Genomic DNA, 12,882 nt, shown 5'->3' with positions numbered 1-12,882 from the left:
TTGCACTATTTTAGGAGGATAAACAGCATGGATCAGAGCATTATCACTAGCTATAACGAAGCCAAAAAACTATACGCAGCCCACGGTATTGATGTGGATAAAGTGCTGGAGCGACTCGCGCAAATAAAAATTTCCATACATTGCTGGCAGGGTGATGATGTAAAAGGTTTTCTTTTTAAGGGAAAAGAACTAAGCGGGGGCATTGCGGTAACGGGAAGTTATCCGGGCCGGGCGGGTACACCAGATGAACTACGTCAAGATTTAGAAAAGGCGTTATCGCTTATTCCTGGTAAACATAAGGTTAACCTGCATGCTATTTACGCAGATACAGATGAACCTGTAGATTTGGATGAACTAGAGCCACGACATTTTCAATCCTGGGTGGATTGGGCGAAGGAGCAGGGCTTAGGGCTTGATTTTAACCCTACTTGTTTCTCACATCCGAAAGCAGCCGATGGATTCACTCTCAGTCATTCGGACGCGGAGATTCGGGATTTCTGGATCAGACACTGTAAAGCTTCACGTACGATCGCTGAGCATTTTGGGCGGGAGCTGGGTCAGCCTTGTGTGACGAATTTTTGGATTCCAGATGGTTATAAAGATACGCCAGTAGATCGGCTAGCTCCAAGAGTACGTTTAAAAGAGTCGCTGGATGAGATTTTTAGTCAGGAAATAGATCCGCTTTATAATATGGATGCCTTGGAAAGTAAACTGTTTGGAATTGGCTCTGAAAGTTATGTGGTTGGCTCTCATGAATTCTATATGGGTTATGGTTTAACAAATGGAAAAGCAATCTGTCTGGATGCGGGACATTTTCATCCTACAGAAGTGATTTCGAATAAATTATCTTCGATTCTGATGTTCAGTGAGCAGCTGCTGCTGCATGTTAGCAGACCTGTCCGCTGGGACAGTGACCATGTGGTAACGATGGATGATGAGCTGCTGGAAATCGCCCGTGAATTAGTTCGTGGGGACTTACTTCCTCGTACGAATATTGGATTGGATTTCTTTGATGGCAGTATCAATCATCTCGCGGCATGGGTCATTGGCACCCGCAACACTATTAAGGCGTTGCTGCGTGCGATGCTGGAACCCGTGGAAGAACTTAAGCAAATCGAGCAGTCCGGGGATTATACTTCACGTCTTGCTCTGGTAGAAGAGTTCAAATCGTATCCGTTTGGAGCGGTCTGGGATTACTACTGTGCATCACAAGGTACACCGGTGCGTGAGCAATGGCTTACTGAAGTGAAAAATTATGAACAGGACGTTTTGTCTTTAAGATAAAAGTGGATACGGAGAGCAGCAAATACAAAGGAGAGAATAGACTATGAGTACATCCTTGTTAGAGTCAAAAGGTTATATTGCCAGCAGTGAAGCTCCATTTATTCAGGAAATGTCAGAGATCACCCGTCATATGTGGGAGCTTGGCTGGGATGAACTGAATGGTGGGAATGTCAGCTATTTGCTGGATGAGAATGAGGTGGCTAAGTATATTAATGTACTGGAGCCGTTGCGCACGATCAAACTCACCTTTCCGGTAAAAGAATTAGCAGGCAAGTATTTTATCGTAACAGGTTCGGGCAAATATTTCAGAAATGTGATTAAAGACCCTGAAGCGAATCTGGGTGTGTTAAGGGTTAGCGGCAATGGCGAAAGTGTGGAAGTATTGTGGGGATTGCGGAATGGGGCAGTTCCTACGAGTGAGCTCGCTTCGCATTTTATGAGTCATATTGAACGCTTGAAAGTAGATCCCACACACCGTATCGTGCTGCATACACATGCTACAAATGTTATCGCGATGACCTTCACGCATGATCTGGACGAACTGAAGTTTACCAAAACACTATGGGAAATGTGCACAGAGTGCCTTGTTGTTTTCCCTGATGGGGTCAGCGTTATTCCGTGGATTGTTCCGGGCAGCAGTGAGATCGGCCGCGAAACCGCTAAGAAAATGAAGGATCACCGTTTAGTCATCTGGCCGCAGCATGGGATTTTTGGCACGGGCTCCACCATGGATGCTACCTTTGGTCTAGTAGAAACGGTTGAAAAGGCTGCAACGATCTACAACTTGATTGGCGGTAGAGAAATCAAACAAAAGATCACAGACCAACAGCTATGGGATTTAGCTAAAGCATTTGGAGTTACACCTAAAGCGGGGATTCTTGAAGTCTAGAGAGTCATTATAATTTGGTGAAAACCGGGCATTCGTAGATTCTGCGAGGTCCGGTTTTTTTTGTCTTTTTCTTAAAATTTGCATTTCCCATCTTTTGGGTAGATAATAAGCTTACTTAAAGTAATCAATTAATAAATTGGAGGTAACATATGAATACAGAGCAACTATTTTCACCTTTTCAAGTGGGGAATCTTTCGCTGTCGAACCGATTTGTAATGGCGCCGATGACACGCGCGCAGTCTCCGAATGGTGTGCCGGGAAGCAATGTTGCCGCTTATTATCGTAGACGTGCAGAGGGTGGAGTGGGATTAATTGTTACTGAGGGTACTGCGGTAAATCATCCAGCGGCTGTCAGTCACCAAGATATTCCTAATATACATGAAGAAGCATCTTTAGAAGGCTGGAAGAAGGTTGTGGAAGAGGTTCATGCAGCTGGGGGCAAGATCATCCCGCAGCTTTGGCATGTGGGAATGGCGCGTACAATCGGCGAGTATCCTAACGTTGAAGCCCTTCCTGTAGGCCCTTCGGGTCTGAATTTAGCAGGTGAGCCGGTGACAGAGCCGCTGACTACAGAAGAGGTTGAAAGCTTAGTAACAGCCTTCGCTCAAGCGGCGGCAAATGCCAAAAGCGTTGGCTTTGATGGCATCGAGCTGCATGGCGCTCATGGGTATCTGATAGACCAGTTCTTCTGGGATAGAACGAATAAACGTACCGATCGTTACGGTGGCGATTTGGTAGGAAGAACAACATTCGCTGTCGAGATCATTAAAGCATGCCGTCAAGCGGTTGGACCAGACTTCCCAATCGTGCTGCGCTTTTCCCAGTGGAAGTTGGGGGCGTATGATGAGAAGCTGGCGAAGACTTCAGAAGAACTTGCGAGTTTCTTGGCACCGCTTAGCGAAGCGGGTGTAGATATTTTTCATTGCTCGACCCGACGCTTCAGTCAACCTGAATTTGCTGGCTCTGATCTTAATTTAGCTGGATGGACTAAGAAACTTACCGGGAAGCCGTGTATTACAGTGGGCTCTATTGGCCTGCAAAGCGATTTCTTCGCAGAAGATAAAGCTCAGAAGCCTGCGGATAATATCGATGAGTTAACTGAAAGGTTCGGTCGGGAGGAGTTTGATTTGGTTGCAGTGGGCAGAGCGCTTATTAGCGATCCGGCTTGGCCCGCTAAAGTACAAAGTGGAGCGATAGACGAAATCATCCCATTTACTCCTGAAGCGACGAATACTCTTTACTAAAACTAGCAGAATATACAATGACTATTTTTTTAGGTAAGAGGTTGTATAACTGTTTCAAGAGTAGTGTATCTGCTTATAATAGTAGCATACCCCCCTTAATATGATAGAACTTGACCCTGCCAAACGTTGGCGGGGTATTTTTTTGTCGATATGCAACGCTCCTTTACATCATTAATAGATCGGGCACTTCTATGTTAGGCCAGCATTATGTTATAATTTTAAATTAGCAAAGTATAAAAATAATTGTTGAACAATAGAGGACGTGAAAACAGCATGACAAAGGGGAACCACAACTCACCGGACTTAAAATCCGGCAAGGGTTCTAAGGATTATTCGAAATATTTTGATTTTAGTGATGCAAAGGTAATTAGTGAAGAAGAAGGTAAGGTTACTTACCGGATTAAAGGAAGAAATGTGCAAATTAATAGCCAGCCTGACTATAAAGAAGGAAAACGGCGCGGCAAGGAAGAAATAGAAGTGCATTATGATTTCGAAATTCCTGAAGAAATGCAGAATTTCGGAGTGGGCAAATATTATCATATAACGACTTATGGCTGCCAAATGAATGAGCATGACACGGAAACGATGAAGGGCCTATTGGAACAGATGGGCTACCGCAGTGTCACTGACCGTAATGACGCGGATCTCATTTTGCTGAATACTTGTGCGATTCGGGAGAACGCCGAGGATAAGGTATTTGGAGAGCTAGGACATCTTAAGAACCTGAAGATCGAGAAGCCGGGTCTGTTGTTAGGGGTATGCGGTTGCATGTCCCAAGAGGAAGGCGTAGTCAACCGGATTATGTCAAAGCATGGCTTCGTGGATATGATCTTCGGTACGCATAATATTCACAGATTGCCACACCTCATTAAAGAAGCGGTATTTAGTAAAGAGCTTGTGGTTGAGGTATGGTCTAAAGAAGGCGACATTATTGAGAACTTGCCGAAGAAGCGGGAAGGCATGCGCGCTTGGGTGAACATTATGTATGGTTGTGATAAGTTCTGCACGTATTGCATCGTACCGTTTACGCGCGGTAAAGAACGCAGTCGTCGTCCAGAGGACGTCATCGCTGAGGTGAGAGAGCTTGCGCGCCAAGGCTTCAAGGAAGTAACGCTACTGGGGCAGAACGTAAATGCTTACGGTAAAGATTTTACAGATATTGATTACACCTTCGGTAACCTGATGGATGATATGCGTCTGATTGATATTCCACGCATTCGCTTCATGACATCGCATCCGCGGGATTTTGACGATAAATTGATTGAGGTTCTAGGCAAAGGCGGCAACTTGGTGGAGCATATCCATCTGCCGGTACAATCGGGAAGTACTGCCGTTCTTAAGAAAATGAGCCGTAAATATACCCGGGAAGCTTACCTGGAATTAGTGCGTAAGATTAAGATAAGTGTGCCGAATGCTGTATTAAGTACCGATATTATCGTTGGTTTCCCTGGGGAGACTGATGAGCAATTTGAAGATACCCTATCGCTTGTGCGTGAGGTTGGGTATGATATGGCATATACGTTCATTTATTCTCCGCGGGAGGGTACACCAGCAGCCGCTATGGAAGATAATGTACCGATGTCGGTGAAGAGTGAACGTCTGCAAAGATTAAATGATCTCATCAAGGAGAACAGCCGGATCATTAATGACCGGATGCTGGGTGAAGTTGTAGAGGTGCTGGTAGAAGGGGAGAGTAAGAATAACTCCGAAGTCCTTTCTGGCCGTTCCCGCGCTAACAAGCTGGTCCATTTTGAAGGTCCGAAGGAGCTTATCGGCACATTTGTAAACGTGAGAATTACAGATACCAAAACATGGTACATTAAAGGGGATATTGTGGTTGAGGCCGCAGCTGTTCATTAATCACATACGAATGGGGAGATGACTAATGAGTACAGAAGAACAACGGTTGAATAAATATGGAATGAAGACTTATAATACCCGTGATCTGATCGTTCGCGAGGATATTATGGGCAAAGCTAAAGAATTAGCGTCATTAATCTCAACCAGCGAAGAGGTTCGCCATTTTCAGCAGGCGGAGCAAAAAATTCTTAATCACGAGCGTGTGCAAGGACTGATTGCAACCATTAAGAAAAAACAAAAAGAAATCGTGGCCTTCGAAAGCTTCAATAATAAAGATATGGTCGCCAAAATTGAACGTGAAATTGAAGTGCTGCAAGATGAGATCGACGGTATTCCTGTCGTCAATGAATTTCAGCAAAGCCAGAGCGATATTAATTATTTGCTCCAGCTAGTAATTTCCGTGATTAGAGATACCGTTTCGGAAAAAATAAATGTGGAAGCCGGCACCGAAGCGCCTCCGACCACATGCGGATAACCCACACTCAGTTCAGGGGGCGGATGCAGATCCGTCCCTTTATTTCAATATAAGAGGTAGAAGTAAGATTCAAGAATATACATAATCCTTATAATTCAACGACAAGGTCGTTTCTCATATAGTCTTTTTTGTAGGATAATGTAAAATAATGGAATTTAGCTGTTGATTTATGAAGAACATGTTTGGTACATTTAAAGATACGAATAAGTAAAACTACAGCTTCGGAAAAGGATGGGGCAATTATGAGCGACAATGGGGAATTAACCTATAACGCCAAAAAATATCGTACACCGGATGGTGTTCCGGCCGACATTGTAATGTTTACACTGACCAAACGCGAACGGAAGACGGTCACTAAGACGCTGCCTTTACGTGAATTGAAGGTAATGTTAATTAGACGGAAAAAATGGCCATGTGCAGGCATGTGGGCTCTACCAGGCGGATTCTGTCAGGAAGATGAGTCTATTTATGATGCTGCAACTCGTGAGCTGAAAGAAGAGACCGGTGTCGATGGAGGTCACTTAGAATATCTTGGAGTTTATAGTACACCTGGCCGCGACCCTCGGGGATGGATTATCAGCCATGCCTTTTTCGCCTTAGTAGAAGAGTGGATGCTGGAGCAAAGACAAGCTTCCGACGATGCGGGTGAAGTGGGTTTATTTACGTTGCAGGAAGCGTTAGAAGAACTGGAGCTCGCTTTTGACCACCATGAAATTATCAAGGATGCATACGTACGTATCCAACAGCAAATGCTGCAGACAACGATAGCAAGACAGTTTTTGCCTAGACATTTTACGCTAAGTGAGCTTTATCAGGTGATTCAGACAGTAGTGCCGGAATTTAAAGAGCCAAATTTTATTCGTAAAATCACGTCAACACGCAGCCGTCAGGGTATATTAAAAGAAGTGAGAGATGAAGAGGGCAATGCACTAAGCTCTAATCAATACTCACAACGCCCGGCTCAGCTGTATATGTTTACAGATCACGAGCCATTGTTGTCCATTTATACGTAGTGTCTTAAATCAGGGGAGGGACGATTCTCATGAGAGCACTAATAGTAATTGACTTTACCAATGATTTTGTCAATGGGAATTTACCGGTTGGGCAGCCTGCAATCGACATCGAGCCAAGAATCAGCCAATTAACATCTGAGTTTGTCCAAAATGGCGATTATGTTGTAATGGCTGTAGATTTACATGAAGACAATGATCCTTATCATCCTGAGAGTAAACTGTTTCCAACTCACAATGTACGAGGGACTGAGGGGCGGGAGCTTTATGGAAGTCTGAAAACTGTTTATGAAGCTGACCAGGATTCCATCTATTGGATGGACAAAACTCGATATAGCGCTTTTAGTGGAACCGATCTAGAGATCAAGCTGCGGGAACGTGGCATTACTGACCTTCATTTGATTGGTGTATGTACAGATATATGTGTTTTGCACACTGCGGTGGATGCATATAACAAAGGTTTTATTATTACTGTGCACGAAGATGCGGTCGCCAGCTTCAACGCGGATGGACATAAATGGGCACTAAATCATTTCCGGGGAAGTTTAGGAGCAGACGTTGTTAAGGCATAATACTATAAAAAACATACACATACAGCAACGTGGATATTAGGAGATGAGGACTTGAAGAGAGAACTTGCGCTACATACAGATAAATATCAGATCAATATGATGTATGCTCACTGGGTGAATGGAAGCCATAAGCGAAAAGCTGTATTTGAAGCTTATTTCCGCAAGTTACCTTTCGGAAACGGCTATGCCGTGTTCGCAGGATTAGAGCGTATCGTTGGGTACATCGGCGGTTTGCGTTTCACCGAAGATGATATCCGTTACTTGTCGGAGCAAGAAGAAAATTACGCTCCCGCTTTTTTGGAAGAATTGCTGCAATTTCATTTTCAGGGCAACGTTTATTCGATGAAAGAAGGGGCGTTGATTTTTCCGGATGAGCCACTAATCCGTGTGGAAGGGACGATCATGGAAGCGCAGCTGGTGGAGACCGCCATTCTGAACTTCATGAACTACCAGACGCTGATCGCTACGAAGGCTTCCCGAATTAAGCAGGTGGCTCCGAATGATATTCTGCTGGAGTTTGGTACCCGACGGGCACAAGAAGCGGATGCGGCGGTCTGGGGCGCTAGAGCGGCTTATATCGGCGGCTTTGATGCAACCTCTAACATGCTAGCAGGTAAAATGTTTGGCATCCCTACCAAAGGTACACATGCGCATTCTTGGGTTCAGAGCTTCAGCAGCGAGCAGGAAGCTTTTGATGCTTATGCCAAGGTGATGCCTGATGAAGTTACACTATTAGTTGATACCTTCGATACGTTGCGCAGTGGTGTGCCGAATGCGATTAGAACCGCCAAAAAGCTTGAAGCTCAAGGTAAAAAGATGATCGGTATCCGCTTAGACAGCGGTGACTTAGCCTATCTATCCCGGCAGGCGCGGAACATGCTGGATGAAGCTGGGCTCGATTATGTGAAGATTGTGGCATCCAATGATTTGGATGAGAATACAATCATGGATCTGAAGCTGCAAGGTGCAGCCATCGACACGTGGGGCGTAGGCACACAATTGATTACGGCTTCGGATCAACCCTCTTTGGGTGGGGTCTATAAGCTGGTAGAAATTGAGTCCGCAACGGGAGAAATGGTACCGACGATCAAGATTTCTTCTAACCCTGAAAAAGTATCCACGCCAGGCAGCAAGGACGTATTCCGGATTATCGGGAAAAATGGCAAAGCGCTAGCAGATTATATCTGCTTCCCGGAAGAGGAAGCTCCGCGCAACGGCGGTCGGGTGAAGCTGTTTAATCCGCTGCATCCATACATGCACAAGTATGTGGAGCGCTATGAAGCGCTGCCTATGCTTGAGCCGATCTATGTGAACGGCTTCCAGGTCTATACTTTGCCGGATCTGAATGAAGTTCGCCGTTACCATCGGGAGCAGAAGGATCTGTTCTGGCCGGAATATCTGCGTAAGCTCAATCCTGAGGTGTACCGGGTGAATCTGAGTGAGAAGGTCTGGACCAACAAGCAACAATTGATCGCGGAGCATATTCAGCCGGAGATCGAGTAGATTTTGTAGTTTCGATGGAAAGAAGCACGGGAGGATTAGATTCCCGTGCTTTTTTGCGTTTGGGTGAAGCCGACGTTTGGATGAAGCTTGCGTTTGTTAACTTCGAACGCCGCGAGTTTATTTCTGAAAGTATATTAAGCCAGCTTGTCTGCGTATATCTGATTTGGCTTTCGTTGCATTTTGTGCAGCAGAACACTAGTTAAAGTATATCGACAAATTACCATAAACCCAAAAGAATAAGTAAATCCCGCAGAATGAGGCGCATCCGGTGCGAGTAGGCGAATCAACGGTATAAATCCCGCAGAATGAGGCGCATCCGGTGCGAGTAGGCGAATCAACGGTATAAATCCCGTAGAATGAGGCGACGGTGTGAGTGAGCAAATCTACGGTATAAATCCCGTAGAATGTGGCTCGTCCGGTGCGAGTAGGCAAATCTACGGTATAAATCCCGTAGAATGAGGCGAATCCGGTGCGAGTAGGCGAATCAACGGTATATCTCCCGCAGAATGTGGCGAATCCGTTGCGAGTAGGCAAATCAACGGTATAAATCCCGTAGAATGTGGCGAATCCGGTGTGAGTAGGCAAATCAACGGCATAAATCCCGTAGAATGTGGCGAATCCGGTGTGAGTAGGTAAATCAACGGTATAAATCCCGTAGAATGAGCCGAATCCGGTTCGAGTAGGCAAATCAACGGTATAAATCCCGTAGAACGGGGCGAATCCGGTGCGAGTAGGCAAATCTACGGTATAAATCCCGTAGAATGTGGTGAATCCGTTGCGAGTAGATAAATCAACGGTATAAATCCCGTAGAATGTGGCTCGTCCGGTGCGAGTAGGCAAATCTACGGTATAAATCCCGTAGAATGAGCCGAATCCGGTGTGAGTGGGCATATCAACGGTATATATACCGTAGAACGGGACGAATCCGGTGCGAGTAGGCAAATCAACGGTATAAATCCCGTAGAATGTGGCGAATCCGGTGGGAGGAGGTAAATCAAAGGTATAAATCCCGTAGAATGAGGCGAATCCGGTGTGAGTGGGCAAATCTACGGTATATCTCCCGCAGAATGTGGCGAATCCGTTGCGAGTAGGCAAATGTACGGTTTAGATCCCGTAGAATGAGCCGAATCCGGTGTGAGTAGGCAAATTAACGGTATAAATCCCGCAGAATGAGGCGAATCCGGTGCGAGTGGGCAAATCAACGGTATAAATCCCGCAGAATGGGGCGAATCCGGTGCGAGTAGGCAAATCAACGGTCCCATAAGAAAAGGTGTATCCCCGTTCTACGCTATCGCGTGGAACAATGGATACACCTTCTTACATGTCAATGCGAGCAATTTAATTTAGTTCTTCTTCCGGAATTTCGCGAATGACCAGATGGTAAGCATCAGCAGGAAGCCCAGACATGTGCCTATGCTGATCCGGTTCTGAGTGTCGAAAAGGAAGGAAATCGTAATAACCGACAAACAGATAAGCGTCAAAATCGTTATATAAGGGAACCCCCACACTTTAAAGCTTGGCTCTTTAGGATAGGTTTTCCGCAGCTTCAGCTGTGATAGACAGATGCTGATCCATACCAAGCTTACTACGAAGCCGGGAACAGCCATCAGCAGCCGGAAAAGTCCATCCTGTGCGAAGTACGCTAACATAGAACCAACAAAAAGAACTATAGCGCAAAGTTTAAGACTGTTGATCGGCACACCTTTTGCTGAGGTCTTTGCTAAGCTACGTGGAGCTTCACCCTGTGAAGCCAAAGAGTGCAACATCCGTGTGGCGCCATAGATACCGGAGTTAGCAGCAGAGAGCACAGCTGTAATCAGTATGAAGTTCATAACATGGTCAGCACCCTTAAGTCCTGTAGCTGCTAAAACCTGCACAAAGGGGCTGGTATGCTCGTTAAGCTGATTCCAAGGAATTAACCCACAGATGATCAGAATTGGAATCGTATAGAACAGAATAACGCGCAAAATGAAGCTTTTGACAACTCTAGGCAACACTTTTTCTGCATCTTGAGTTTCTGTTAAAGTTAGTCCAATCAGCTCAGATCCGCCGTAGGAGAACATGACGACCAGAAGGGCAGAGAAGATAGGTGTCCAGCCTTGTGGGAATAATCCGCCATAATCCGTAAAATTACTTAAATAGGGAGTCCCTTCAGACATAGGCAATAGCCCAAACAATAATGCAGCTCCCAGGATAATAAAGATGATAATCATAGCTATTTTGATTCCTGCTAACCAAAACTCCGTCTCTCCATAACCGCTTACACTCATCATATTGATGCCAATAATTAAAGCACCACTTGCTAGACTCAGTAGCCATAACGGAACATCCGGTAACCAGTATTGCAAGAAGCTTCCTGCCGCCAGCACTTCGATCACGCAGACAGTCAACCACATGAAGCAATAGAGCCAACCCACGATAAAGGAAAGCCGTTCTCCAAAAGCTTCGCGAATGAATTCCTTCATATTTTTGTTCGGGTATACCGTGGCCATTTCGGCAATTGCACCCATAACGACTAGTAGCAGCAAGCCTGCCAATACATAGGAGAGAACAACCCCTGGTCCAGCAATGCTTATCGTCTCAGAGCTTCCTTTGAAAATCCCCGTACCGATTACGCCGCCCATCGCCATAAAGCTGATATGCCGTGGAAGCAATTTTTTCTGTAATGATGCTTCGTTTGACTTCACATTTAATGCCTCCTAAGTAGGTTCAAAAAATTACACCAAGAATCAGTTTATCCTGAAATGGACTAGTTGAAAAGTATAAATGATACACATTTGCAGAAATAGAGGTGATTTTTCATCGGTGTGTGATATTTATCATGAACAATGTGATGAATTTAACATCTTAATTTTTAATTTTATTGCTAAATGAAAGTAGATAAATAAGCTTAGGCAACACTTGGAAAATGCAAGATTTGTCACTTCGCGTCTTGCGAAATCAAGTTACAATCGTTGAAAAAGTCAAAAGGATATTATACTAGATGACATTCTGAAAGGGGCTATGTCGGTGGTACAGTTACCAAAAGTGAACGAGCTCGGATTTTTTGAGATTCGTCTGGAGTCAATTGGAGGGTTGGGTGCGAACCTGGCTGGTAAAATGCTTGCGGAAGCAGGTGTTGTCGGTGCTGGAATGAATGGGGTCAGCTTTTCGTCATATGGTTCGGAGAAGAAGGGATCAGCGGTAAAAGCGCATATCCGGTTTTGTGATTTGAACACACCTATTCGTGACACGTCTCCGGTTGAGCGCCCGCATGTTGTTGGGGTATTTCACGAAGCACTAGCAAAGACAGTTAACGTAATTAGCGGAATTTATGAACATAGCACAGTATTGGTAAACTCAGCAAAATCGCCGGAGGAATTGAAATCCTCCCTGAATATGATGGCAGGAACTATTGCAGTCGTTGATGCTACAACTATCGCCTTAGATGAGAAAAACCGTGTTAATATGGCGATGCTGGGCGCGTTGTTCCGGATGTGTGATTTCTTGGACCCTGAAATTATGAAAGGCGTTATAGAGAAATCACTAGGCAAAAAGTATCCACAGGCAGTACAGTCAGCGCTGACTACTTTCGACCGTGGATTTAATGAAGTTAAGTTTATGCATTTTCCACTGCCTGCGGGCGTGACAATGCCTGAATTCGTGCGGTCTGATATTTCCGCATTGGGTTATGAAACACAGCCTATCGGCGGTACCATTACGAATCCTGGCAGTAGCTTTTTAAAGAACTTGAGCATTTCTCGCTCCGGTTTGCTGCCTCATTTTAAGCAGGAGGATTGTATTCATTGTGCGCAGTGCGATACGGTGTGTCCTGATCTCTGTTTTGTTTGGGATGAGCAGCCTGATAAGAAGGGGCGTCCACAAATGTTCCTGCAAGGTATTGATTACCAATACTGTAAAGGCTGTTTAAAATGTGTAGAAGCTTGTCCTACAACTGCCTTGTCTGGCGAACGTGAGGAAGAAGGCTACGCAGAGAGTCATACGGTCCGGCATATTTTTGATCTCGTTACTGAGGCCTAATTAACGGAGGAAAGGTGGAATACAC

Annotated in this window: 12 protein-coding genes; 10 read left to right on the top strand and 2 right to left on the bottom strand. The window is 45.1% G+C overall.

Annotation, left to right across the window (positions count from 1 at the left end; all coding sequences use genetic code 11):
• Positions 1-27: 27 nt before the first annotated feature.
• The 9 genes from rhaA to MHH86_RS17605 all read left to right on the top strand — a co-directional run bounded on the left by rhaA (position 28) and on the right by MHH86_RS17605 (position 9,040).
• Positions 28-1,284, top strand: a complete 1,257-nt coding sequence (rhaA, locus tag MHH86_RS17645; protein WP_076275411.1) for an L-rhamnose isomerase — start codon at positions 28-30, stop codon at positions 1,282-1,284.
• Between the two features lie 43 nt (positions 1,285-1,327).
• Positions 1,328-2,173, top strand: coding sequence for a rhamnulose-1-phosphate aldolase (gene rhaD / locus MHH86_RS17640; protein ID WP_036688060.1), 846 nt, complete (start codon positions 1,328-1,330; stop codon positions 2,171-2,173).
• Positions 2,174-2,322: 149 nt separating this feature from the next.
• A complete protein-coding gene (locus MHH86_RS17635; protein ID WP_036688059.1) occupies positions 2,323-3,417 on the top strand; it encodes an NADH:flavin oxidoreductase in 1,095 nt (364 codons plus the stop codon).
• 273 nt (positions 3,418-3,690) lie between these two features.
• Positions 3,691-5,277: a tRNA (N6-isopentenyl adenosine(37)-C2)-methylthiotransferase MiaB gene (miaB, locus tag MHH86_RS17630; protein ID WP_036688058.1), complete on the top strand. Its 1,587-nt coding sequence runs from the start codon at positions 3,691-3,693 to the stop codon at positions 5,275-5,277.
• Between the two features lie 25 nt (positions 5,278-5,302).
• On the top strand, positions 5,303-5,752 hold the full coding sequence (locus MHH86_RS17625; protein WP_036688057.1) for a YlbF family regulator: 450 nt from the start codon (positions 5,303-5,305) through the stop codon (positions 5,750-5,752).
• 242 nt (positions 5,753-5,994) lie between these two features.
• Positions 5,995-6,765 (top strand): NUDIX domain-containing protein, encoded by a 771-nt coding sequence (locus MHH86_RS17620; RefSeq protein WP_036688055.1) that lies wholly within the window; start codon positions 5,995-5,997, stop codon positions 6,763-6,765.
• Between the two features lie 29 nt (positions 6,766-6,794).
• Positions 6,795-7,334, top strand: a complete 540-nt coding sequence (locus tag MHH86_RS17615) for an isochorismatase family cysteine hydrolase (RefSeq protein ID WP_036688054.1) — start codon at positions 6,795-6,797, stop codon at positions 7,332-7,334.
• A gap of 51 nt (positions 7,335-7,385) precedes the next feature.
• Positions 7,386-8,837, top strand: a complete 1,452-nt coding sequence (locus MHH86_RS17610; protein WP_036688051.1) for a nicotinate phosphoribosyltransferase — start codon at positions 7,386-7,388, stop codon at positions 8,835-8,837.
• Between the two features lie 14 nt (positions 8,838-8,851).
• On the top strand, positions 8,852-9,040 hold the full coding sequence (locus tag MHH86_RS17605) for a hypothetical protein (protein ID WP_094903567.1): 189 nt from the start codon (positions 8,852-8,854) through the stop codon (positions 9,038-9,040).
• On the opposite strand, the gene MHH86_RS17600 is transcribed toward MHH86_RS17605, so the two are convergent.
• Both MHH86_RS17600 and MHH86_RS17595 read right to left on the bottom strand, forming a co-directional pair.
• Positions 9,033-9,932 carry a hypothetical protein gene (locus MHH86_RS17600; RefSeq protein ID WP_341144532.1) on the bottom strand — a complete coding sequence of 300 codons (900 nt, stop codon included), beginning with the start codon at positions 9,930-9,932 and terminating at the stop codon, positions 9,033-9,035. The two genes, MHH86_RS17605 and MHH86_RS17600, sit on opposite strands and share 8 nt — an antisense overlap.
• 248 nt (positions 9,933-10,180) lie before the next feature.
• A complete protein-coding gene (locus MHH86_RS17595) occupies positions 10,181-11,524 on the bottom strand; it encodes an amino acid permease (RefSeq protein WP_036688050.1) in 1,344 nt (447 codons plus the stop codon).
• Between the two features lie 322 nt (positions 11,525-11,846).
• On the opposite strand from MHH86_RS17595, the gene MHH86_RS17590 reads away from it, so the two are divergent.
• Positions 11,847-12,857: a 2-oxoacid:acceptor oxidoreductase family protein gene (locus MHH86_RS17590; protein ID WP_038571642.1), complete on the top strand. Its 1,011-nt coding sequence runs from the start codon at positions 11,847-11,849 to the stop codon at positions 12,855-12,857.
• Positions 12,858-12,882: the final 25 nt, after the last annotated feature.

The organism is Paenibacillus sp. FSL F4-0097 (assembly GCF_038593125.1).
Classification (GTDB): Bacteria; Bacillota; Bacilli; order Paenibacillales; family Paenibacillaceae; genus Paenibacillus_AQ; species Paenibacillus_AQ odorifer.
The sequence above is the reverse complement of the archived record's forward strand: the minus strand, read 5'-3'. Positions and strand labels throughout refer to the sequence as shown.